General features: G+C 61.1%; 19 protein-coding genes. 9 read left to right on the forward strand and 10 right to left on the reverse strand.

What is annotated here, in order from left to right; all coding sequences use genetic code 11:
- Window positions 1-1,134: 1,134 nt before the first annotated feature.
- From adh to H163_RS0121210, 3 genes are all read right to left on the reverse strand, one after another.
- A complete protein-coding gene (adh, locus tag H163_RS0121200) occupies window positions 1,135-2,655 on the reverse strand; it encodes an aldehyde dehydrogenase (RefSeq protein ID WP_026356153.1) in 1,521 nt (506 codons plus the stop codon).
- Window positions 2,656-2,981: 326 nt separating this feature from the next.
- On the reverse strand, window positions 2,982-3,926 hold the full coding sequence (locus H163_RS0121205; RefSeq protein ID WP_019966628.1) for a helix-turn-helix domain-containing protein: 945 nt from the start codon (window positions 3,924-3,926) through the stop codon (window positions 2,982-2,984).
- A 209-nt stretch (window positions 3,927-4,135) separates the two neighbouring features.
- Window positions 4,136-6,238 carry a molybdopterin oxidoreductase family protein gene (locus H163_RS0121210; protein ID WP_019966629.1) on the reverse strand — a complete coding sequence of 701 codons (2,103 nt, stop codon included), beginning with the start codon at window positions 6,236-6,238 and terminating at the stop codon, window positions 4,136-4,138.
- Between the two features lie 327 nt (window positions 6,239-6,565).
- Between H163_RS0121210 and lexA the strand changes: the two genes are divergently transcribed.
- Both lexA and H163_RS0121220 read left to right on the forward strand, forming a co-directional pair.
- A complete protein-coding gene (gene lexA, locus H163_RS0121215; protein WP_019966630.1) occupies window positions 6,566-7,288 on the forward strand; it encodes a transcriptional repressor LexA in 723 nt (240 codons plus the stop codon).
- Window positions 7,289-7,740: 452 nt separating this feature from the next.
- Window positions 7,741-8,151 (forward strand): DUF983 domain-containing protein, encoded by a 411-nt coding sequence (locus H163_RS0121220; RefSeq protein WP_019966631.1) that lies wholly within the window; start codon window positions 7,741-7,743, stop codon window positions 8,149-8,151.
- Window positions 8,152-8,392: 241 nt separating this feature from the next.
- Here H163_RS0121220 and H163_RS0121225 read toward each other — a convergent pair whose 3' ends face one another.
- Window positions 8,393-9,658 carry an O-antigen ligase family protein gene (locus H163_RS0121225; RefSeq protein WP_026356154.1) on the reverse strand — a complete coding sequence of 422 codons (1,266 nt, stop codon included), beginning with the start codon at window positions 9,656-9,658 and terminating at the stop codon, window positions 8,393-8,395.
- Window positions 9,659-9,714: 56 nt separating this feature from the next.
- Window positions 9,715-11,661: a polysaccharide biosynthesis protein gene (locus H163_RS0121230; protein WP_208975462.1), complete on the reverse strand. Its 1,947-nt coding sequence runs from the start codon at window positions 11,659-11,661 to the stop codon at window positions 9,715-9,717.
- A 420-nt stretch (window positions 11,662-12,081) separates the two neighbouring features.
- Between H163_RS0121230 and H163_RS23405 the strand changes: the two genes are divergently transcribed.
- On the forward strand, window positions 12,082-15,018 hold the full coding sequence (locus H163_RS23405) for a vitamin B12-dependent ribonucleotide reductase (protein ID WP_115336443.1): 2,937 nt from the start codon (window positions 12,082-12,084) through the stop codon (window positions 15,016-15,018).
- Here the strand turns inward: H163_RS23405 and H163_RS0121240 are convergent.
- Window positions 14,964-16,556: an EAL domain-containing protein gene (locus H163_RS0121240; RefSeq protein ID WP_026356156.1), complete on the reverse strand. Its 1,593-nt coding sequence runs from the start codon at window positions 16,554-16,556 to the stop codon at window positions 14,964-14,966. The two genes, H163_RS23405 and H163_RS0121240, sit on opposite strands and share 55 nt — an antisense overlap.
- Before the next feature lie 124 nt (window positions 16,557-16,680).
- On the opposite strand from H163_RS0121240, the gene H163_RS0121245 reads away from it, so the two are divergent.
- The 4 genes from H163_RS0121245 to H163_RS24625 all read left to right on the forward strand — a co-directional run bounded on the left by H163_RS0121245 (window position 16,681) and on the right by H163_RS24625 (window position 18,825).
- Window positions 16,681-17,577 carry a sugar kinase gene (locus H163_RS0121245; RefSeq protein ID WP_019966636.1) on the forward strand — a complete coding sequence of 299 codons (897 nt, stop codon included), beginning with the start codon at window positions 16,681-16,683 and terminating at the stop codon, window positions 17,575-17,577.
- 80 nt (window positions 17,578-17,657) lie between these two features.
- Window positions 17,658-18,002, forward strand: coding sequence for a hypothetical protein (locus tag H163_RS24530; RefSeq protein WP_147290420.1), 345 nt, complete (start codon window positions 17,658-17,660; stop codon window positions 18,000-18,002).
- Window positions 18,003-18,380: 378 nt separating this feature from the next.
- Window positions 18,381-18,686: a hypothetical protein gene (locus H163_RS0121250; RefSeq protein WP_019966637.1), complete on the forward strand. Its 306-nt coding sequence runs from the start codon at window positions 18,381-18,383 to the stop codon at window positions 18,684-18,686.
- A complete protein-coding gene (locus H163_RS24625) occupies window positions 18,679-18,825 on the forward strand; it encodes a hypothetical protein (protein WP_019966638.1) in 147 nt (48 codons plus the stop codon). Before H163_RS0121250 ends, H163_RS24625 begins: the two co-directional genes overlap by 8 nt.
- Window positions 18,826-19,401: 576 nt before the next feature.
- On the opposite strand, the gene H163_RS0121260 is transcribed toward H163_RS24625, so the two are convergent.
- Together H163_RS0121260 and H163_RS0121265 are read right to left on the reverse strand one after the other, a co-directional pair.
- Window positions 19,402-19,665, reverse strand: coding sequence for a DUF1488 family protein (locus tag H163_RS0121260; protein ID WP_026356157.1), 264 nt, complete (start codon window positions 19,663-19,665; stop codon window positions 19,402-19,404).
- 170 nt (window positions 19,666-19,835) lie between these two features.
- Window positions 19,836-20,099 (reverse strand): hypothetical protein, encoded by a 264-nt coding sequence (locus tag H163_RS0121265; RefSeq protein ID WP_208975463.1) that lies wholly within the window; start codon window positions 20,097-20,099, stop codon window positions 19,836-19,838.
- Between the two features lie 161 nt (window positions 20,100-20,260).
- Here H163_RS0121265 and H163_RS0121270 point away from each other — a divergent pair, with 161 nt between their 5' ends.
- A complete protein-coding gene (locus H163_RS0121270) occupies window positions 20,261-21,037 on the forward strand; it encodes a Crp/Fnr family transcriptional regulator (RefSeq protein ID WP_051105448.1) in 777 nt (258 codons plus the stop codon).
- 43 nt (window positions 21,038-21,080) lie between these two features.
- Here H163_RS0121270 and H163_RS0121275 read toward each other — a convergent pair whose 3' ends face one another.
- Both H163_RS0121275 and H163_RS23410 read right to left on the reverse strand, forming a co-directional pair.
- Window positions 21,081-21,350 (reverse strand): hypothetical protein, encoded by a 270-nt coding sequence (locus tag H163_RS0121275; RefSeq protein WP_019966641.1) that lies wholly within the window; start codon window positions 21,348-21,350, stop codon window positions 21,081-21,083.
- Between the two features lie 81 nt (window positions 21,351-21,431).
- A complete protein-coding gene (locus H163_RS23410; RefSeq protein WP_019966642.1) occupies window positions 21,432-21,605 on the reverse strand; it encodes a CsbD family protein in 174 nt (57 codons plus the stop codon).
- Window positions 21,606-21,966: 361 nt separating this feature from the next.
- Between H163_RS23410 and H163_RS0121285 the strand changes: the two genes are divergently transcribed.
- Entirely contained in the window at window positions 21,967-22,158 is a 192-nt protein-coding gene (locus H163_RS0121285) for a Thivi_2564 family membrane protein (protein WP_026356159.1), read from the forward strand.
- The last annotated feature ends 146 nt before the right edge of the window (window positions 22,159-22,304 follow it).

A 22,304-nucleotide genomic window follows, 5' to 3' on the forward strand; every position in this document is an offset into this window, starting at 1 on the left:
CGGTCGCGAAACTCACCCGAAAACTTGTTCCTTGTAGCGCTCATCTCAGCTCCTTCTCACAAATAGGAGCCTCCTGGAAAGCCAGGACGGTTCACTTCTACGATTTGGTCAGTCTAGGGCTATTGATGGAACTAGTTGGCTTAAGAGAAATGTTCAAGACGACACCTATAATAAAATTATCCCTTTGGTTAAGGGAGAGTGGTCCGCACGAATACAAGCTTACCAAAGTTTATTTGGGAGAACGCCTGATCTTTTGAAAGCCGAAGTTGGAAACCTCGACAAAATGCGGCGCTTGCGCAACAAAGTGGCTCATAGCTTTGGCAGGGATCCGCAATACTTCGACGATCCCATGACCCTGGCTGGAAAATCTGAAAAACTTCGTGAAGACAAGCTTAAAAAGTGGCTGTCTATAATTGATACATGTGCAACTGACATCGACAAACATCTTCTACCGGCACACATCGGTGAATTCGAGCTTATTTGGAAATACCATCATTGGAGACACGAGACTCGCGACGCGATAGACAAAGGCTTTGAGGAGAATGCTGCATTCTCAAGAATGATAAATAGAACATACGGATCTTCCCCCGGAAGGTCTTTCTGCAAAAGCCTTATTAAGCATTACAATTTATCATAGATGAGGTCGTTTTTATATTTTGAAATTTTTAGATACTTTTCGTACTTACACAAACGCAACCCCATAACACGTACCGTCCAAGCCTTGTGCCGGGACCTGTCAGGAACGCACGATCCAGCGGCCAATCGACCAGCCGCAACCTCTCCATCGTCATACCGGACGGGAGCGAAGCGAAGATCCGGTACCGGTGAGCCACGGTCTATCCTGCTTCCGCATCGAACCGGCAATCACCCCGGCTCTCCGGTCCCGGCTCAAGGCCGGGATGACGATGGAGATGGAGTGCGTCCCTGCCGTCAATCGTTCTGCCGCCTTTCCGCCGTCATCCCCGCGCAGGCGGGGATCCAGTAGCCCCGGTGTCAGCCATCTCCTGCTCCGGTCGCACTGGATCCCGGTCTTGCTGCTGCGCGCCAAACCGGGATGACATGGTGAGGCGGTGCCACCACAAAAAAGCGGCACGGTTGCCCGTGCCGCCAAGTGGATGTGTCCCGGGAGGGAGATCAGAAGAAGCCGAGTTTGTTTGGGTTGTAGCTGACGAGGATGTTTTTCGTCTGCTGATAGTGGTCGAGCATCATCTTGTGGGTCTCGCGGCCGATCCCGGACTGCTTGTAGCCGCCGAAGGCCGCGTGGGCGGGATAGGCGTGGTAGTTGTTGACCCAGACGCGGCCCGCCTCGATGGCCCGGCCGAAGCGGTAGGCGCGGGTGCCGTCGCGGGTCCACACACCGGCACCAAGGCCGTACATGGTGTCATTGGCGATATGCAGCGCCTCTTCCTCAGTTTTGAACGTGGTAACGGAGACGACGGGGCCGAAGATTTCCTCCTGGAACACGCGCATCTTGTTGTGGCCCTTGAGGATGGTCGGCTGGATGTAGAAGCCGTTGGCCAGATCCCCGCCGAGACGGGCGGCGTCGCCGCCGGTCAGCACTTCCGCGCCTTCCTCCACGCCGATCTGCAGATAGGACATGATCTTGTCATGCTGCTGCTGGCTGGCCTGTGCGCCCACCATGGTGGACGGGTCACGCGGGTCGCCCTGCTTGATGGCCTTCACGCGGGCGATGCAGCGGGCGATGAATTCCTCGTAGATGTCTTCCTGGATCAGCGCCCGCGACGGGCAGGTGCAGACTTCGCCCTGGTTGAAGGCAAAGAGCACGAAGCCTTCGACCGCCTTGTCGAGATAGGCGTCATCCTGCGCCATCACGTCGGAGAAGAAGATGTTGGGGCTCTTGCCGCCCAGTTCAAGCGTCACCGGAATGAGGTTGACCGTCGCCGCTTCCATGATCTTGCGGCCCGTGGCGGTGGAACCGGTGAAGGCGATCTTGGCAATGCGGCCGGACGAGGCCAGCGCGTGGCCAGCTTCGGCGCCGGTGCCGTTGACGATGTTGAGCACACCTGCGGGGAGCAGGTCGCCGATGAGCTCGGCCAGCACCAGAATGGCCGCCGGGGTCTGCTCGGCCGGCTTCATGACGATGCAGTTGCCCGCAGCCAGGGCCGGAGCGAGTTTCCACGCTGCCATCAGGATGGAGAAGTTCCACGGGATGATCTGGCCGACGACGCCCAGCGGCTCATGGAAGTGATAGGCGACCGTGTCATGGTCGATCTCGCTCATGGTGCCTTCCTGCCCGCGCAGCACACCGGCGAAATAGCGGAAGTGATCGACGGAGAGCGGAATGTCGGCGGCGGTCGTCTCGCGGATCGGCTTGCCGTTGTCCCAGGTTTCGGCAGCGGCCAGCACGTCGAGATTGGCCTCCATCACATCGGCGATCTTCAGGAGGATGTTGGCGCGGTGGGCGGCAGAGGTCTTGCCCCAGGCCTCGCGCGCCGCATGGGCGGCATCCAGCGCGGCGTTGATGTCGGCGGCATCGGAACGGGCCACCTCGCAGATCTTGGCGCCGGTGATCGGGGTGATGTTGTCCATGTAGCGGCCGCTGACCGGCGGCACGAACTTGCCGCCGATGAAATTGTCATAGCGCTCGCGGAACGGTGAAACGGTGCGGAAATCCGCCTGTGCCTGAATGTTCATGCTTGTCTCCTCCAACGGGCCGCCTCCTCGCGGCCATGGGAAGAGCTTGACGCACGGCGGACGGTCTGAGGAGCCATGCCGGAAAGCCCCCGCCCGTGCCCTGTCGCAGTTCTGCGACAGATGATGGCGGGTTTTTGTGGGGGCTCATCCTCGCTGTGCCGCGGTGATTGACGGAAAGCCGTTCCACCGCAGCTTCTCACCTTGTCATCCCCGCGCAGGCGGGGATCCAGTAACCCCGGTATTTGCCATCATTTCCGCCGGGGTTACTGGATCCCGGCTTGCCGCTGCGCGGCAAGCCGGGATGACATACTGAGGGGGACGCCCCCTCACTCCTTCGCCAGCTTGCGGTGCAGCGTGGCGCGGGAGAGGCCGAGGGCGCGGGAGGCGGCGGAGACGTTGCCGGAGGCCCGCGCCAGTGCCCGGTGCAGCACGGCGCGCTCCGCATCCTCAAGCCGCTCATGCACCGGCAGGCCGAGAAGATCGGCAAGCGGGCGTGGACTTTCGGCGGGATCGCAGGTGAGGCCGAGAATGGCGCGCGCCCCGCGTGTGGCGCCGATGACGAGATCATCCTCATCCACCGCCACAAGGGCGGCAAGGCCATGCGTGCCGCCGCCCGGCACAAGCACCACACGGGCCTTCGGGAAGGCAGCATGGAAGAGATCAGCCTCCACTTTCTGCGCAGTGTTCTGCACCGTCTGGCTGATGAGGCTGAGCACGGCGGCGGACACGTCCTGCTCGGCCGTGGACACATCGATCACCGCCGCCAGCTGGCCGCTGGCGTCATGCACGGGGGCGGAGGTGCAGGTGAGGCCGATGTTGCGGGCGAGAAAATGCTGGTCACGATGGATTGTCACGGCCCTGCCCTCGGCAAGGCAGGTGCCGATGCCATTGGTGCCGGCTTCCGCTTCGGACCATACGGCGCCGGTCCACAGGCCGGAGGCGGCGAAATCGCGGTCCTCGGATGAATTGCCGCGCCGTTCCACCGCGATACCTTCCGCGTCGGCCAGCACCACACAGGCGCCAAGGCCGCCGATGGTCTGGAACAGCCAGTCGAGATGGGGCGCGGCGGCAGCCACAAGCCCGCCCATGCGCTCGCGCACGAGGGCAAGTTCCTGAGCCGTCAGGCGCGGCTCCACCCGGCGTTTCACCGGATCAAGGCCATGCAGGTGGGCCGATCGGGCCCAGGATGCGGCAATGGGCGAGCGCGCCGCCTGCCCGCTGGCAAGCGCCGCCTCGATACGGCTCTGATGCTGAGACGTCACCGTGGGCATGTCTGGTTCCTCCCGCAAGGCTCTGACAGTCTGCATCCTGCCCACAGGAACAGGACGCAGGCCGAAGCCCCTGAGGCGGCAGGCACCACTCCCGGCGGGCCTTTGTTGCAAGGACGCGGATCTCTCCCTTCCGCGAGCCTCAAGCCCCCGATGCGCACCGTGCCGCAAGGAAAGACTAGCAGCTTCGCCGCGCGCACGCCACCGGCGGATTACACGGCTGGGCGCACCCATACGGCGCAGTCATGGAAGGCGGCACCGCCATAGGGGGCAATGGGCTCGGCGCCGATCAGCGTGTTGATACCATTGCCGTTTTCAAAGGCCGTGTTGGGCCAGATGCCTTCCGACACCACCGTGCCGGGGGCCAGCCCCTCCACATGGCGCAGATGCAGCCGCACCTCGCCGCGCCGGTTGCCCAGGATAACGCGGGCGCCATCCTCCAGCCCCGCAGCGGCGGCTTCGCCGGGACGCATCCAGACCTCCGGCCGGCCGCCTTCCTTCTTGGTGGAACCAGGCGTTTCGGTGAAGCTGGAATTGAGGAAGGAGCGGGCGGGCGCCGTCACCAGCCGGAACGGATGCTCCGCGTCGGCATTCTCCACCGCGTTCCAGTAATCCGGCAGGCGCGGCATGGCCGCGTGGGCGCCGAAGGGCTTGCCGTCTTCCGGCCGGTTGGGCGCAGCGGTGAAGCCCCAGTCCACCTTGAAGTGATACTTGCCGTCCGCATGGCCGAAGCCATCGAGATAATGGGCGGTGCGGAAGTCCGGCTGCAGATCCTTCCAGCGCCCGGCCTCCAGTTCGGCCAGCGTGCCATAGCCGGAATTGACGAGCATCCAGTCCACATGCTCGCGGGCGCTCATGTGGAAGCCGGGGTGATCCCTTGCATCAAGACGCTTCGCCAATTCGTTGATAACGAATATGTTCTCCCGCGCCTCGCCCGGCGCTTCCGTCAGCTTTGGGCCGAACAGCATGTACTGGTGGCCGCCGCCCCGGTAGATGTCGTCATGCTCCAGAAACTGCGTGGCTGGCAGCACGATGTCGGCATAGCGGGCGGTGTCCGTCATGAACTGCTCATGCACCACGGTGAAGAGATCCTTGCGGGCAAAACCCTGCTTCACCAGCGTCTGCTCGGGTGCGACCGAAACCGGATTGGTGTTCTGGATCAGCAGCGCCGTGACCGGCGGTCCGCCAGCCAGCGCCTCCGTGTCACCGGTCAGCACTCGGCCGATGAGGCTCTGGTCGAGGAACCTTGTGCCGGTACGAAGGGAACTGCCCTCGACCATCGACTTGTCGAGCTTGTAGATCGCCCCGTTGTTGTGAAAGGCCCCGCCTCCCTCATACTGCCAGGAGCCGGCAACAGCTGCGATGCAGGCCGCCGCATGCATGGAGACGGCGCCGTTGCGGCTGCGGGTGAAGCCATAGCCAAGGCGGATAAAGGTGCGCTTCACTTCACCGATCATCCGGGCGAGCTGCGTGATCTCTTCAGCCGGAACGCCGGTGATCGCCTCGGCCCATTCCGGCGTGCGTGTGGCAAGGTGCGCCTCCAGCTCATCCGGGCAATCGGTGTAACGGGCAAGATACTCCCGGTCGGCCAGTCCGTCACGGAACAGCACATGCATGATGGCGCAGGCCAGCGCCGCGTCGCTGCCGGGCTTCAGCACGATCCCGATATCCGCCTGCTTCATCGTTTCGGTGCGGTAGACGTCAACCACGATGATCTTGGCGCCGCGCGTCTTGCGGGCGGTGATGGCGTGGGTCATCACATTCACTTGCGTCGCCACCGCATTGGTGCCCCAGATGATGATCTGGTCGGCCTTCATCATCTCGCGCGGGTCCGGCCCGGCCAGAAGCCCGGTTCCGGCCACATAACCGGTCCAGGCCGGATTGGTGCAGATCGAGGAAAACTGCTGCGAATAACCCTTGGCATGGCGCAGGCGATGGATGCTGTCGCGCTGCACCAGGCCCATGGTGCCGGCGTAGTAATAGGGCCAGACCGTCTCCGGCCCGTGCTTAGCCTCCGCCTCCAGGAAACGCGCAGCAATAAGGTCCAGTGCCTCGTCCCAGGTGATGGGCTCGAACCGCCCTTCCCCCTTCGCCCCAACGCGGGCCATCGGCGTCAGCAGCCGGTCCGGGTGGTACAGCCGCTCGGCATAGCGGGCGACCTTGGCGCAGATGACCCCTGCCGTGAAGGGATTGTCCGCCGCCCCTCGCAAGCGGCCGATACGGCCCTCTGCCGTCACCTCCACATCCAGCGCGCAGGTGGAGGGGCAGTCATGCGGACAGGCGGAATGGGCGGTGATGGTGACAGGCTTGTTCATCTTCGGTCTTTTCGGGGTCCCAGTGGCGCCGCCCCAAAGCAGAATGCCGCTTAAGGCGGGGTGAGGCCGCCTGCGGGGCGCAGGCAGCCCGGGAGCTATGTCTTCTTTCGCCAGCTTTCGGGACACCGGCGCATGAAGTCAAGCCGGACCGGGAGGCGGTTGCAAGCAAGGAACCGTTCTGCCGGGAAAAGGCGCAGCGGCGGTGTGTGGTCTTGAGTGCATGCAACAGGAACATCCCGCTAACCTCACCTTAAGACTTGTGGAACACAGTGAGAACAGCTAAGGTACGTTCATGATTTGTACCAGACCCTCCAACGGGGACCTCACATGCTGACGCGCAAGCAACACGAACTGCTGATGTTCATTCATGAGCGCCTGAAGGAATCCGGGGTTCCGCCGTCCTTTGACGAAATGAAGGACGCACTGGACCTCCGGTCCAAGTCCGGCATTCACCGTCTGATCACGGCGCTGGAGGAGCGCGGCTTCATCCGCCGCCTGCCCAACAGGGCGCGCGCCATGGAAGTGGTCCGCCTGCCGGATTCGGTCACGCCGGGCCTGTCTTCGCCGCGCGGCAAAGGCTTTGCGCCATCTGTGATCGAGGGATCGCTCGGCAAGGCATCTGCCCCGGCCGCCGCTCCGTCCGCCCCGGTGGCGGAAACCGCCCCTCACTTCACCTCCATCCCGGTCATGGGCCGCATCGCTGCCGGTGTTCCGATTGAAGCGATCCAGACCCACAGCCACTCCATCTCCGTGCCGCCGGAATTGATCAGCCGCGGGGAGCACTATGCGCTGGAAGTGCGCGGCGATTCGATGATCGAGGCCGGCATTCTGGATGGCGACACGGTGCTGATCCGCAAGACCGACACGGCCGAGAGCGGCGACATCATCGTGGCGCTGGTGGATGACGAGGAGGCAACGCTCAAGCGCCTGCGCAAGAAGGGCGCTTCCGTGGCGCTGGAGGCTGCCAACCCGGCCTATGAAACCCGCATCTTCGGCCCCGGCCGCGTGCGCATCCAGGGCAAGCTCGTTGCTCTCTTCCGGCAGTATTGAGCCGCTGCCACCCGTTCGACACGCTTGAAGAATGCCGGAGACACTGTTTCCGGCATTTCTGTTTACGGCAGCACGCGGCAAGCACCCGGCAGACTTGCGTCACCCGCAACTGGCCAGGCCCGCGCGGTGCCAGAGCCTGTGTGAGGCCAATCCCAGCAAAAGCAGGCGCCGGTTTTGCGCCCGCAATCGCGTGAAAACAGACAGCCAGAGCACCACCGGCCGCTCCGTTTTCATCGAACGTGCTCCAGGCATGATGCGTCAGCCGCTCAAAGCCTTGATACCAGCGGTGAAGAGGCATTGGGACCAAGTTCCCGCCGGGCACAAAAGTTGCCGGCCTGCCCTCCTTGCCCCCTGCGTCAAAACGCATCTTGCTCCAGACGCGTCTGCGCCGCAGTTAGCGGGTAAGGAAATATCCTGATTTGCCGCAAACCGGCCAGCATAAGGAGGCCCTCATGCCCATCGAGACATCCAGCCAGTGGCCAGCCCAGTCGCCCGCCCATGTCGGTGTGCGCGGGCGCTGCCCGCGTTGCGGCCAGGGGCATCTGTTCAAGGGCTTTCTCACCCTTGCCCCGTCCTGTGAAGTCTGCGGCCTTGACTACAGCTTCGCCGACCCGGCGGATGGCCCGGCCTTCTTCGTCATCTGCTTTGCCTGCGTTCCGAGCGTTGCCTTCGCCATGTGGCTGGAAATTGCCTTCACGGCGCCCTATTGGGTCCACCTCGTCACAACGCTGCCCCTGCTGCTCCTCACCTGCATCCCGCCCCTCCGCCCCCTCAAGGGCTGGCTGGTAGCAAGCCAGTATATTTACAAGGCCGAGGAAGGCAGGCTGGTGACGGATGATAAGGACGGCAAGGAGCCCGGTTAAGGCCGCGGACTTGTCACAGGGGCCTGCACGTCGTTGCACGATCGCATCCCCTCGACCGCCGCAAGCCGTTGGAAGCGCGGCAGGGGCCCGAGATGCGGGCTTCACCTTATACCAAGGCTTTCGATGCTGACGCATCACGCCTTTAAAATACTCAAGCGCCGCACGGGCTTAACCAATGCTCGATGAGTCAAGCTCATCGAGCATTGGTATTAAGCTCTCATCATGCGGCAGCGCCCGCCAGCTACCGGCTCGCACTCTCTACAGACGAGCAGCGCCATTTGAGCATGAAGGGCAGCGCAGCAAGCGCCATGAGGCTTAGCCACCATCCCTGCCAGGCCCCATGACTGACCACCGAAACGCCATAAATCACCGCAATGGTCAATGTAGCGGCTGTCAGGTCCCTCTCCTTGAGCCTCCCGATCCGCAGGAAGGCCAGAGCCATGGCAATGGCAAACAGGACAACTCCGGCAAGCCCGAGTTCGAACCACAGCTGAACGGACGCATTGTGACTGTGCCCAAGTGAAAGAAGCTTGAGCCGCTCTGGCGGATAGCTCGCGACCTCAGGGAGCGTATCGGCGACCTTGGACGCTTCCATGCCATAACCCAGCCAGAGCTTGTTCGGCAGCAGATTGGCGTACTCCGTCCAGATCAACCCACGGATTGTCAGAGATCCATAACCAACGCGCTCATGGATTGCCTGAGGGATCATGCTGTTCACATGGCTCACGATTAGCGGCATGAACAGAAAGGTAAGCAGAATTCCAGCCACTACGGCACGATAGGTCAGCTTGGGCCAGATAAGAGCCGGCACCAGAAGAATGGCGATCAGAAGCACGCCCAGCTGTGCCGAAGAACTCTCGGTCTGAAACGTCGCTACTGCGCAAGCGGCCAAAAGCAAAAGCTTTAGCCATTGCCTTTGTGGCGCAGCAAGAGCAGCAAATGGGATGAATATGGCGATGGCGACTGCCGAACGGTTGAGAATGTAGTTGTCAGGATCAGCACCGATGGCCGCATTCAGGGCGCCACCGGTATGATACTGAATAAAGATCAGGATTGCCGTAACCGGCAGCGCAAAGAGCAGCGCCGTACCGATCCGCCGGACGATTCGCGTCGATACCGCCTCGGGCAATGCACCGGTCGAGATCCACAGGATGCCAGAGGCCACAACGCAGAACAGCGCTCCGGATGATGAATTCAAGCCACGCGTCTGGACCGCTTCAGGCGTCCAGTTCACTGACAGAAACATCAAGGCAATACAGCAAAGAGAGACCCAGAGCACAGGTGAGCGAAGCCGCCTTGCAAAATCCGAGAACATCGCCCATCCGCAATAGGCCCAGCCAAGCCCGAAAGCCGCGACCACAGCAACGGCCAGAAACAGAGGAGGAGATACACGGGCAAAGGTCAACACCGGAGGCAACGCAGCAAATACAGCAACGAGCAGCAACTCCATTGCTCGCCCAAAGCCGCTGCCGGCAGCTGTCAGTCTCTCAGAGCTGTCACTCAACATTGCATTCCTTCTTGCCACGACAGGCTCTACGTCACTGCGTAAGCTTGATGATGATTTCAGCTCGCCGCTGCGGGAGCCTGGGAGCCTGATTCAATCTCGGCGAGGGCATCCTGCAGCATGCTACGGCACTGCTCACTTGCCCCAGTCATGGCGCAGGCTGTCAACTGATCGACCTGTGTCACCATCCGCTCGAGCGGCACAAAATTCGCGGAAGCGATGAAAAAGCCGTCTGCATCATGCGAGGCTGTGACCTCATTGGCATCAAAAAGCTCTTCAAACAGCTTCTCACCAGGGCGCAGACCTGTGAACTCAATCGAAATGTCCTCATCCGGACGGAGCCCGGCGAGCGAAATCATGGTTCTGGCCAATGTCAGGATCTTTACGGGCTCTCCCATGTCGAGCACGAAGACACGGCCACGCGTCTCTTCCCTGCCAATCTCGGCCGAAGCAGCCTGCAAAACCAGCTCCGTTGCCTCACGGATCGTCATGAAGTAGCGGCGCATGTCGGGATGCGTGACCGTAATCGGACCGCCGGCGGCTATCTGGCGTTTGAAAAGCGGAACCACAGAACCGTTGGATCCGAGCACATTCCCGAACCGGACAGTGATGAACCGCGTACTTACTCCGCTTATATCCAGCGCCTGACAATAGGCTTCCGCCAGACGCTTGGTTGTGCCCATCATACTGGTTGGCCGGATCGCCTTGTCCGTTGAAATCTGCACCATCGCCCGGGCGCCGCAGGCAACCGCAGCATCAGCCACATTGCGCGAACCGGCGACATTGGTGAGCACGCCCTCGCAGACGTTGTCCTCGACAAGAGGCACGTGTTTCAGCGCAGCCGCATGGAAAACGAGGGCCGGACGGCCGGCATCCATCACCTCGAAAATGCGGCGCCGGTCCCGGACATCGCCGATAACCGCTTTGCGCGGCAGCCCCGGCACCAGCCGCGAGACCTCAAGATCGATCTCGTAAAGGGCATATTCGCTTGAATCGACCAGTATGAGAGAAGCTGGCTCACATGCCGCAACCTGGCGGACAATCTCCGAACCAATGCTTCCTCCGGCGCCAGTGATCAGGACTGTCTGCCCCTTGATGAGCGACCTTATTGCTTCAAGCTGAAGTTGAACGGGCGGGCGTCCCAGAAGGTCCTCAAGGGTAATGTTGGCCAGATCCGGCTCTGCGCCAGTCAGTGGACGGTTGACAACACGGCGCAGCGGCAGTTTCAGCCTTGCCGCACTCGCGGCAACGACCTGCATTCCCTCCTCCCCGCCTCGCGGTGTTGCGAGAAGCAGTGCAGAAAGCTGGACACCATTACGCGCCAGCCGCGCAGCAATCTGATCCAGTTCGTCTATCGAGCCAACGACAGGAACACCGCGCACGGCCCGGCCACTTCGTTTGCCCTCTCCTGCCTCAACAATCCCTTCAACCTTGTAGAGGCGAGAGGATTCCAGTTTGTAGTTCCGGATCACCCGGTCCGCGTCGCTGACCTTGCCGACGATCAGCACATGCTCGCGTCCCTCGCATCTCCGGTCACCAAACCCGAGCCCTCTGAGATGCCCATCCTTTGCTGCACGGTAGATGAGCCGCGGCGCGCCGAGCAGCACGATAAGGACGAACCAGAGAATCAGGGGCGTCGACCTTGGGAAATTCTCAAGGCGGTCGATCAAAAGGTGAAGAATGAGAAACGCAAAGATCGAGGCCGTGCTGCTCAGCACGATGCTCCGCAGATCACTCAGCGAGGCGAAGCGCCAGATGCCCTTACCCAGACCGAACAGGGCAAACATCACGGCGGAGATGGCCGCAAAGGAGATCACCCACCAGGCCAGACGGCTTGCAGGCGGCAGATACTGAAGATCGTAGCGCGCCAGCAGCGCGATTGTCATGGCAAGGCCAGCCATGATCACATCATGCAGGCGCGCGAGCAGTTGCTTCGTTGATGCCCGCGTTAACACCACGCCCGGCCACTCCCGACATTTGAAGCCATAGGGTCCTCTCCTGACCAAGCTTCATCAAACTGCTTCGCTTTTGCCCTGACCAGTGTCGCGGCGTCAAGGCCAAGACAGACGGAGGAGCAAACCATACCGGACGGGCTTGCCGAAAATGCACAATTTATACGCGTATCATCTTTGATCCTCACCATTGCAGCAGTCTATGAACGGCATGGCGCATAGACCTTCCTCCAGATATTCGAAACATGATTAATTCGAGGCAGATGACGCACGATCAATGTCTTGGGCAAACGGCTGTCACTTTCAGATAAAAACTTCAACTTCACTTCCTCCCATGATTGAAGCGAAAGATATGCCACCCACTTTCGAGTGATTAATATTTTGTTAAAATCCAGACCGTTGCCGCGTTCGTTCGCAAAATGAACTGGCGGCTTCCAGATTTGCACCTCATTCAAATGCGTTTGCGGGGGCCAAATGCGTATCAGCCGACTTTTCACCAAAGCCGGAGCGCCGGCATATTGCGATATTCGTTTCCGTAGGCACCAGAGCGAAGTGCGCACACAGGGCGGCAAGGTTCTGTCGCGGCAAGCTGTATCGGAAGTGCCGGAGCGCTTTTCCCAGGTTGCAGCGGATGTGCTGTGCCAGAAATATTTCCGCAAGACGGGCGTTGCTGCATGTCTGAAGAAAGTGCCGGAGGACGGTGTCCCGGTCTGGCTGCAGCGATCGGTTCCCGATGGGGAAGCGCTCAAGTCTCTTCCCGAAGAGGCGCGCTTCGGGCCGGAAACCTCGGCACGGCAGGTCTTTGACAGGCTTGCTGGCACCTGGACCTACTGGGGCTGGAAAACCGGCACCTTTGACGGCGAAGACGATGCCTGCGCCTTCTTCGACGAGATGCGCGTGATGATGGCGCTTCAGGCTGCCGCTCCGAACTCCCCGCAATGGTTCAACACCGGCCTCTTCTGGGCTTATGGCATCGAAGGCGCCGCACAGGGCCACTGGCATGGCGATCCCGTCTCCGGCGAAGTCATCCCCTCCCGCACGGCCTATGAGCGTCCTCAGGTCCACGGCAGCGTCATCCTCTCGGTGGAGGATGATCTGGTCAATGAGAACGGCATCATGGACCTGTGGGTCCGGGAGGCACGGCTCTTCAAATATGGCTCCGGAACCGGCTCCAATTTTTCACGCCTGCGCGGCGCCGGAGAGCCGCTGGACCACGGCGGCCGCTCAGCCGGGCTCCTCTCCTTTCTCAAGGTCGGAGATGTGGCTGCCGGATCACTGAGACTTGGCAGCACAACCCGTGCTGCGGCCAAGATGGTCGTCGTGGATGCTGACCATCCGGATATTGAAGCCTTCATCGACTGGAAGGTGGCCGAGGAAGAAAAGGTCGCCGCGCTCGTTTCCGGCTCCCAGCTGGCCAGACAGTGCCTCAACCGGATCATTTCGCTGGTCAGGGCCATCAGCGGCCATCACACCACGGGCGAGCGGTTCAAGACAGAGCTCGATGCGGTCATTCAGGAGGCGCGTGCCGCCCAGATCCCCGACAGTTTCATCGACCGGATCCTGCGCAGCGCCTCGCAGGGCCACGAGCTGCCCGAGCTGAAAACCTACGACATCAACTGGGATTCGGAAGCCTACCGCACCGTCTCCGGCCAGAATGCGAACAACTCGGTCCGGCTTCCGGACAGTTTCCTGCAGGCCCTGGAGACAGGCGGCGACTGGCACCTGTCTGCGCGCCGGACCACGGCGGCACAGGCAGGACAAGGCCGCAGCATCAGGGCCGAAGCACTCTGGCAGCGGATTGCCCGCGCGGCCTGGACTTCGGCCGATCCCGGACTGCAGTTCGATACCACCATCAACGGCTGGCACACATGCCCGGCTTCGGGCCGCATCAATGGCTCGAACTCCTGTTCCGAATTCATGTTCGTGGACGACACGGCCTGTGTGCTCGCTTCTCTCAACCTCATGGCATTCGTACAGGTGGATGGCGAGATCTGTCTTGAGCGGTTCCGCCATGCGGTGCGGTTGTGGACGGTCAGCCTCGATATTTCCACCACCATGGCGCAATATCCTTCGCGGGCCGTGGCACATAACACGCTGCGGCACCGGCCGCTGGGGCTCGGCTTTGCCAATCTGGGCGGCCTTATCATGTCGCTTGGCCTGCCCTATGACAGTTCCGCCGCGCGCAGCCTTGCGGCCGCGCTCACCGCCGTGCTGACGGGCACGGCCTATGAGACATCGGCGGAGCTTGCCAGAGATATGGGGCCTTTCCCTGCCTTGGCCGAAAACCGCCATTCCATGGAGCGGGTGCTGCAAAACCATGCGGCCTGCGCAAGGGGCGAGAGCGATCCGGCACACTATGATGGGGTGTGCCGGCCGCCCTACTCTGCCGGCTTTGACATGTGCCCGGACACGGACCTTGCCGCAGCTGCGGCCACAGCCTTTGACCGGGCGCTTGAGCTTGGCCGGCGCTTCGGCTGGCGCAATGCACAGGTTTCGCTGCTGGCCCCGACCGGAACAACCGGGCTGGTGATGGACTGCAGCACGACGGGCATCGAACCGGATTTTGCCCTCGTCAAGTTCAAGACGCTGGCGGGCGGCGGCTTCTTCAAGATCATCAATGCCATGGTGCCGCTGGCCTTGCACAGCCTCGGCTATGGCGAGGATGCCATCACCCGCATCGTGCAGCACATCGTCGGACACGGGTCGCTCAAGGATGCGCCGGGCGTCAATCTGAACAGCCTGCGCCAGCGGGGGGTGACCGAAGCCTGTCTCGCCCGGATCGAGGCTGCTGTGCAGGGCGCAAGCCATATCCGCGATGCTGTGAGCCAGTGGATCACCGGTCCGGAGGAACTGACCGGCTGCCTCGGAATCACGGCAGCGGAAATGGAGCAGCCGGGATTCGACCTGCTGAACTGGCTGGGCTACCTGCCGGAAGAGATCGAAGCGGCCAATGCCCATGCCTGCGGCGCACTGACCATCGAGGGGGCTGCGGATCTGGACCCGCAGCATCTGCCGGTGTTTGACTGCGCGACGCCTTGCGGCCCCAGGGGCGTGCGCGCCCTCAGCCTGGAAGGGCACCTGACGATGATGGCTGCGGTGCAGCCCTTCCTCTCCGGTGCCATCTCCAAGACGGTCAACATGCCGCGCAATGCCTCTGTCGCCGATTGTTCCGCTGCGTTTCTCAAGGCGTGGGAACTGGGCCTCAAAGCCATTGCGATTTACCGGGATGGCTCCAAGCTGTCGCAGCCTCTGTCGGCGGGCAGTCTGGACCAGCTTCCGGCCGTCAACACAGGCGGCAGCAAGGCAGACCGGGCGGAAATGCGTGAAGAAGAAGAGACGGCTCAGTCCTCGAAGGATCAGGCCGCTTCTGCCGAATCCCCGGCTGCATCGCGCTCGCCCGTCAATGCCTGAGCGAGCTCGATATAGAGTTTGCCGGGCAGCGGCGGCGCAAAGAGATACCCTTGTGCCGCCGTCACGCCCAATTCACGCAGGCGCTCCACCTGCTCGACCTTCTCAACGCCTTCGGCGATGATGCCCATGCCGAGATTGTCGGCGAGTTCCACCATCGAATCCACGATCGTGGTGGAGCTGTCATCCGTACCGATGGCATCGATGAACATCTTGTCGATCTTGATGATGTCGATGCCCAGCTTCTGCAGATAGGCCATGCCGCCATGGCCGGTGCCCACGTCATCCAGCGCCACACGCACGCCAAGGGCCTGGATCTCGGCGATCAGCTTGCGGGCCAGCTCCAGATCCTCCAGCGGCATGCGCTCGGTCACTTCCACCACAAGCTGCTGATAGGCGATGGCGGAGTTGCCGTAGATTTCCTTGATATCGTCGATGATCCGCCGGTCATTGAAGTGGCCCGCAAACAGATTGACCGACAGCTTCAGATCCGGGTTTTCCGCATAGAGCGGCCCAACCTCGCGGACGGTCTCGCGCATCATGATGCGGGTCATTTCAAAGATATGCCCGGTACTTTCGGCGTAGGGCATGAACTGCGCCGGCGGGATCAGGCTGCCGTCGCGGTTGCGCCAGCGCATCAGCACCTCGCAGCCGCGCAGGCTTCCGGTTTCGATATCCATGACCGGCTGATAATAGGGAATGAACTCCTTGCGCCGGATGGCGGCGGCAAATTCGTCATCCGCATCCCTGTCAGGCCGCCAGGAGAACCAGACGCCGATCGCAATAAAGATGATGGCCAGCCCTGCGCAGACCACGGCCACCATCATCTTCAGCCCCGCGACCAGACTGATGGCGGCAGAACGCGGCACCGCAATGATGGATTTCAGCGGATAGCGGTCCGAGCGCACCTCGACCGTCAGAATCTCGTCGCTTTCCAGAAGCTCGGAGCTGAAGCCGCCGGTGGAGAACCAGGGCACATCATTGCCGAGCCGCAATTCGGCACGCCGGAAGGCCCGCAGATACTCCGGCCCCGGATCAATCGATACCGCAGCCGGTGATATTTCGGCAAAGAGCCGGGTCGAATTCATCAGGTCCCAGCTGACGATGGCAACATGGGTGCCCAGAAACTGGACGCCCATCACGCCGATGCCCACCAGCGGCGCATCCTGCTTGGCGGCCGGCAGGATCGCCTCGCCGTTGATCTGACCGTCGGGAACAACACACATGCGCACGCCGTTGCGGTCGACAAGGCCGATGCGCTGCAGAAAGCCAAGCTGCCCGACGGCGGCCAGAAGCATCTGCCGGTCCTCGCGCGAGCAGCTGGTGGCCGAACTGCGCTCAAGGCGCTGAAGCGTGGTCACCGCATCATTGATCGCGAACTCGCCGCGCATCACATAGCGCCTGGCCATCGCATCCAGTTCGGTGCGGGCGTTGGTAATGGCATAGTTGTCGAGAACGAAATTGGCTGCGACAAGGGGCGCCAGCGCCAGCATCAAGGCGACGCAGACAGCCCTGATAAAGATCATGTAGCGTCGTGTCATTGCGCGGCCTGATTCCCGAGGGGTTGCTGACCACAATGGTACAGGCCAGTAAAAAAGAACTGAACACTCCATATGCGGCCGTATGTGCCGGCCGCAGCGGATTTACTGCCGGGAGGCGGACACTATGAAGGCACTTTTCATCGGGCAGGCCTATATCGACATCACGTTCCTGGCCGATCAGATCCCCACCGGCGATGAAAAAGCCATCGCGCAGGACTATGCCGTGAGCTTCGGCGGCAATGCGGTCACGGCTGCCTTCTGCTGCGCGAAACTTGGGACCGCTCCCGATCTTCTGTGTTCGCTTGCCGATGACTGGCTCGCCCGCATGTTCCTCGACATGGCCGCGCGCTACGGCATCTCCGTGCATGGGCGCAAGGTGCGCGAGTCGTCCCTCTCCTTCATCATGCCGCATGATGGCAAGCGCGCCATCGTGCGCTGCCGCGACAATGACTTCCTGCATCCCTTCCCGCCGCTGAACCTCAATGGCTGCAAGGCGCTGCATCTGGACGGGCACATGCCCGATGCCGCGCTCCACTATGCGAAAACCTGCCGCGAGGCCGGCATTCTCACTTCGCTCGATGGCGGTGCCGTGCGGCAGAACACCGATGAGCTTTTGCATTTCATCGACGTGCCCATCGTTTCGGAACGGTTCTGCGAGCAGCTGAAGCTCGACATTCCCGGCACCCTCGCCTATCTGCGCGCCCATGGCTGCCCCGTGGGTGGCGTCACCGCCGGGCACCGCGGGCTCTACTGGTACGAGGGCGACGGCCCGGTGCAGCACATGCCGTCCCTCGCCGTGCCGAAGGAGAAGGTCGTCGACACCAACGGGGCAGGCGACACATTCCACGGCGCCTATGTGGCTGCCTATCTGCAGAACCCGGAAGGCAGCTGGGAAGACCACTTCCGCTTCGCCCGCGCCGCCTCTGCCCACGCCATCCAGCACCTTGGCAACGAGGCCAGCATGCCCACCCGCGAAGAAGTCCTCGCCGCCATGGCCACCTGGCCGGAGCGGGCAGCGTAAAAAGAACGCGGCAGCCTCTCCGGGGCACACCGCCCTATGCTTCGGAGAGGTCTATAGCCACACCGGCGACGGAAGACTTTTTGGCCGCGAAAGGCACAGGCTGCTTCCATTTTTCATGGCCGGATTTTATTTTTTTCTTTCGCCATTCAAATAAAAATGGTGAAGGCATTGCTTTTAACGCCATATCAGCGCATATTGTTTTTGCTGATTTGATTGATATGGCTTTGCGATGCAAAAGCCTTGCTGTGTTTTCTCAAATTCCGGTGACTGGACGCGCCTTGTGGCGCATTCGGGGAACCGGCTTCAGGACCGGAACATTTTTCTGCGCTGACCACGGATGTACTGGCAGACAGACTGCGTTCCGGTCTGGAATGGCACTCGCCAATCCGGCATCCGGGCCGTCCGGAGGCCTCGCCTTCAGATAGACACTCTGCTCTGTGACCCGCGCCGCTGCCGGATTGCGTCTTCTGCTGTGCACATATGCCTGCGCTTATGCCGCGCATGGCGGCGGGACAGGACTGACACCCTTCACCTGGGAACTGCGCACCCGGGAGCTTATTCGGTTGCGGGGCAACGCCGCTCGGCAAGTCAGCCGTCAAGGCTCGATGCCTCAGCGCCTCATCCAACTCCCGGCGAGCTTGGCTTACCGGGAAGTCTTCAAGCCAGCCGCCACTCGTCAGCTCAGAAGCGGGCGCGCAAAATCGCAGTCGCTGACCCGAAGATAAAGGCATCCCCTGCCGCCGGACCTCTTGGAATAGCCGCTACTGCCGTTCCGGATCACCTGACAAAGGACCCATCGACCCATGACCTCCACTGCCCGTCCCCGCCGCCCTGCGCCGCGCCCCGTCAGCCATGACGTGCCGGCCTATCTCTACAAGGTCGGGCAGGATGTCCGGCTGAACGGTGGCTCCATGGAGCGGCTGCATGCCGCGGGCGTCTACCGCATCACGGCCCGTCTGCCCATCGAGGGCGACACCCCGAAATACCGCATCCGCAGCGAGGACGAACGTCACGAGCGGGTCGCATCACAGGACACGCTCGTTCCGGCAGGCCCGGCCTCCGGCAGCGCAGACAGCTCTCTTCTCGAAAGGACATTCCGTCATGGCTAAGGGTCAGAAGCGCAGCACGCGCGAAATCAGAAAGCCGAAGCAGGACAAGACCGCCGCAAAGGCAGCCCCCGTCCCCTTCGCCAACAGCAACAAGCCGGGCACCAGCCCCTTCCCGAAACTGGGTGCCAGCAAGAGCTAAGCTTGATTGGGCGGGGCAGGATCAGACGCCGCCCCGTCCAGCGGCTCCCGGCGTTTCGACGGGGCCAGGCAACTCGCAGTTTGGATGCATTTCAGGCGCTGAACGGCTTTGTACCAGACGCCGCTTCCAGAAAATCGGGCCATGGCCTGAAGCCGGCCATCTTTTTCACGGGAACAGCCTGACAGCGCAGTGTCCCGCAACTGGTCCAGCCCTTCCGGCAGTTACTGAAGCTGCAATGCCACCAAAGATATACTGGTCAGTCTTTGGCTCGAACAGGAAGACACGGGCTGATTGCGCAAGCCCCGCCTCTCACCCGGAAGCTCACACAAACTCCCCGGCACCGCGAGATCCAGACCAGCGCAATCATGCCTGTGCCCGGGTTCCGCAAAGCCCGGACCCCATCCAGAACAGGGCGGCAGCCCCTTTCACTGCGCCGACTCGGCTTCAGGAAATTCTGACAGGCAACATGCCACAACACCGGCCGCCACGCTCATGGTCTGCAGCCGCCAGTGCAGGCGGGTTTGCCCTCAAATCCGCCATTCAGGCAGACGGGCTCCATTCCTGAAGACGAGCCGGTCAGAATTGCGAGGCGTCGAGGATATGAAATGGCCTTCGCGCCCGGGCGTGCGTACGCGCTGCCACATCCTGAATGCGCTCGCGCATGACATCAAAGGCCGCAAGGTAGCTGGCTGTCGTATCAAGCCTTGATCCATTGAGGCTTTGGAGAACCGGGTACGGAATGGAAAAGCGAATTTCCGTCACCCCTTCATGTCCGGAAAAGGCAATTCGGCCAGAATCCGGGTCCGCGACCCGCATGCGATTTGGAAATGACAATGTCATGTCTGAGGTCCTCCGGTTGCGATAGGTTTGAGAATACGTTTCCCCGGTGCCGGCGGCACTCACATAGATCAGCACTGTGTAAAACAGTCCGGCAGAACCTGCCGTCCCCCCCCCCTTGCTGACATGAAGAACCGGAGATCGGGCGGTGCAGGCCTGCCACCTGCGCCGGATTACATCCGCCGGACAGAATTACCGCTGTTGATGATCTTGATGATCAAACGCGACACGGCTTTTCCCAGCTCTTCCTCTTCGGGCGTCCCGACCGTAGCTTCATGAGCGGCGGCTGCATCCGTCAGAACGCCAATTATCTCAGATTCCGGCAGGACCTTGGCGTCGTTCAGCGCCAGCAGAAGCGACTCACAGATGGCCAGAGCAGCTGTCCCGGCGACATCAGGTGGTATCAGCATGGATTGTTCCCTTTCTTCGGGATCCACGGGCAGTTGCCAAGCCTTGCAGAGCCCGTCTTCGGCTTGTCAGCATGGCACATAATCTCTGGGAGAAACTGACCTGCAGCAGTATTGCGGCTCTCATTTCGGTCTAGATTTCATTTGATAGTTTGCCACTCAGAATGGCATGACTCCGGGGTACATTGCTGATGAACAGGTTTCTTACCGCCCGGCCACCAGGAACTGGCCTGCAAAACCCTGCGGCAAAATCACCGCTGGCACGCAAGCTGGCTGCCTATGTCGTCCTGTCGGACACGGAACTTGCAATTCTGGGAGAATTCGAAAAACGCAGGCGGCGATTTCCGCTTGGTCAGGATCTCGTTTACGAAGGCCAGGGCAACCAGAGTGCCTATATCCTGTCGGAAGGCTGGGCCTGTTCATACAAGCTGCTGCCCAACGGAAGCCGGCAGATCGTGGACTTTCAGATTCCAGGCGACTTTCTGGGACTGCGCTCGGTGCTCCTGCAGACGGCAGACCATAATGTCGAACCGGTGACGGTCATCGAAGCATCCGAGATCACATCCGAAGACCTGATCGAGGCTTTCTCGGCTACGCCGCGCCTTGCAACCGCCATTCTCTGGGCAACGTCGCGCGATGAGGCCATGGTGGTCGAACATCTTGTGAATCTCGGGCGCCGGGACGCTGCGCAAAGAACGGTACATTGCCTCCTGGAACTTGGGATGCGGCTTCGGCTTGTTGGCATTGGCACAGCCTCAGGCTATGCCTGCCCTTTGTCCCAGTATCTTCTTGCTGATGCCCTTGGCCTCAGCGCGGTACACGTCAATCGCGTCTTGCGGCAATTGCGTGAAGACGGTCTGCTGACGTTCCAGAAAGGCAAGGTCGAGTTCCTGGACCTTGAACGGCTCATCGGATTTGCGGATTTCGACCGCACCTATCTCGATCATGAAGGCCCTATCCTGACGTGAACTCCGCCCCGGACGGGCGCGATGTCCGGGGCGGTTGTCTTCGTCAGGTAAGCGCACGGCAGGCCGCATTGTGCGCGTTCAGTGTGCGGGTTCTGTTTCTTGTACTCTTGCTTTTCTCGGCAACCTGAGAGCCACCGCCCGCCGCAGGTTTTGCTGCGGCGTCAGAAAGCGGCAAATCCCATGCAGCTTTAACGGTCTTTCTCTGCGCGTCGGCAATCCGGAACTTGTTCAGGTCCATCACGTCATCCTCTCCCAGATACATCTTCTGCTGACCTCCAAATGACTGGTCCTGACGCAGAAGCGTGCGCACCATCACTCATCCGGATTTCTGCAGTTTTTCTGATGCAGCTTTGCCCTAAGTGAATTTCTTACAAGATATTTCAGACTCACATCGTTAAATATCTCGAATTACGTCCTTCCCTTTTCCGTATGCCTTCTGCACTCTCCCCTCTTCTTTCTTTTGCTTTCCTTTCATCTCCAGAGAAGTGTTGCCAGTCAGCTTGCCAGCGCTTTCCTTGATCGCACCCTCTGTCTGCTTGACGGCACCCTTGATGCGGTTCTTGTCCATGATTCAATGTCCTTTTTCTTTCAGGCAAATTGCCAGCACCGCGCCGCAATGGGGGGCAGATCAAACCAGTTCAGATGCGGGCGGAAGCGCATCTTCACCCGCTGCAACTTCCATCGCCCTAACCTGTATCAATGCCCCTGCCCGATAGAGGCCAGAGCTGCAATCAGGGAAAAACTCGCCTTATGCGGGCAGACTGATCCAGGTAAGTGCGGCGTCACCGCAACCCGGTCATGACTTCTTTTCAGCAGTGAATTGCAGGTCCGCTAGCGGCCTTTTGACGGTCTTTGGTGACGGCCTTTGGCCCTTTGTAGGGACTGCCCCTCAACGCCTGGGCCTGCGGACACAACACGGGAGAAACTTCATGTCATTGATCAATCTGATCGTAACTCTGGTGGTCGTCGGCATCGGGCTCTGGGCGATCAACACCTATGTGCCGATGGACCGGAAAATCAAATCGATCCTGAATGTTGTGGTCGTCATTGTTGTTGTCCTGTGGCTGATGCGCGGCTTCGGACTACTGGGCGATATCGGATCCATCCGGGTGGGAAATTGACGCCTGGCATTGATGACCCTGTTTCAGAGCAAAACTGAAACTCTGCAAAACGCGCTGGCCCCGCGGAAGTACGCAAGGGCATTCGTGGTACGGGGCGGAAAACCCGCCCGGAAAGGAGCATCATGGAGTGGGATCTGATCGAACAC

Origin of the sequence: Pannonibacter phragmitetus DSM 14782 (assembly GCF_000382365.1) — a bacterium.
Lineage (GTDB): Bacteria > Pseudomonadota > Alphaproteobacteria > Rhizobiales > Stappiaceae > Pannonibacter > Pannonibacter phragmitetus.

Excerpts from the sequence above, each read along its gene's own strand:
- H163_RS0121205 (WP_019966628.1), bottom strand. The coding sequence starts at position 3,926 with ATGCCCACGGTGACGTCTCAGCATCAGAGCCGTATCGAGGCGGCGCTT.
- H163_RS24625 (WP_019966638.1), top strand. The coding sequence starts at position 18,679 with ATGGCTAAGGGTCAGAAGCGCAGCACGCGCGAAATCAGAAAGCCGAAG.
- H163_RS0121250 (WP_019966637.1), top strand. The coding sequence starts at position 18,381 with ATGACCTCCACTGCCCGTCCCCGCCGCCCTGCGCCGCGCCCCGTCAGC.
- H163_RS0121240 (WP_026356156.1), bottom strand. The coding sequence starts at position 16,556 with ATGACACGACGCTACATGATCTTTATCAGGGCTGTCTGCGTCGCCTTG.
- H163_RS0121245 (WP_019966636.1), top strand. The coding sequence starts at position 16,681 with ATGAAGGCACTTTTCATCGGGCAGGCCTATATCGACATCACGTTCCTG.
- H163_RS0121220 (WP_019966631.1), top strand. The coding sequence starts at position 7,741 with ATGCCCATCGAGACATCCAGCCAGTGGCCAGCCCAGTCGCCCGCCCAT.
- H163_RS23410 (WP_019966642.1), bottom strand. The coding sequence starts at position 21,605 with ATGGACAAGAACCGCATCAAGGGTGCCGTCAAGCAGACAGAGGGTGCG.
- H163_RS0121225 (WP_026356154.1), bottom strand. The coding sequence starts at position 9,658 with ATGTTGAGTGACAGCTCTGAGAGACTGACAGCTGCCGGCAGCGGCTTT.
- adh (WP_026356153.1), bottom strand. The coding sequence starts at position 2,655 with ATGAACATTCAGGCACAGGCGGATTTCCGCACCGTTTCACCGTTCCGC.
- H163_RS0121275 (WP_019966641.1), bottom strand. The coding sequence starts at position 21,350 with ATGGTGCGCACGCTTCTGCGTCAGGACCAGTCATTTGGAGGTCAGCAG.
- H163_RS0121210 (WP_019966629.1), bottom strand. The coding sequence starts at position 6,238 with ATGAACAAGCCTGTCACCATCACCGCCCATTCCGCCTGTCCGCATGAC.
- lexA (WP_019966630.1), top strand. The coding sequence starts at position 6,566 with ATGCTGACGCGCAAGCAACACGAACTGCTGATGTTCATTCATGAGCGC.
- H163_RS23405 (WP_115336443.1), top strand. The coding sequence starts at position 12,082 with ATGCGTATCAGCCGACTTTTCACCAAAGCCGGAGCGCCGGCATATTGC.
- H163_RS0121260 (WP_026356157.1), bottom strand. The coding sequence starts at position 19,665 with ATGACATTGTCATTTCCAAATCGCATGCGGGTCGCGGACCCGGATTCT.
- H163_RS0121285 (WP_026356159.1), top strand. The coding sequence starts at position 21,967 with ATGTCATTGATCAATCTGATCGTAACTCTGGTGGTCGTCGGCATCGGG.
- H163_RS0121270 (WP_051105448.1), top strand. The coding sequence starts at position 20,261 with ATGAACAGGTTTCTTACCGCCCGGCCACCAGGAACTGGCCTGCAAAAC.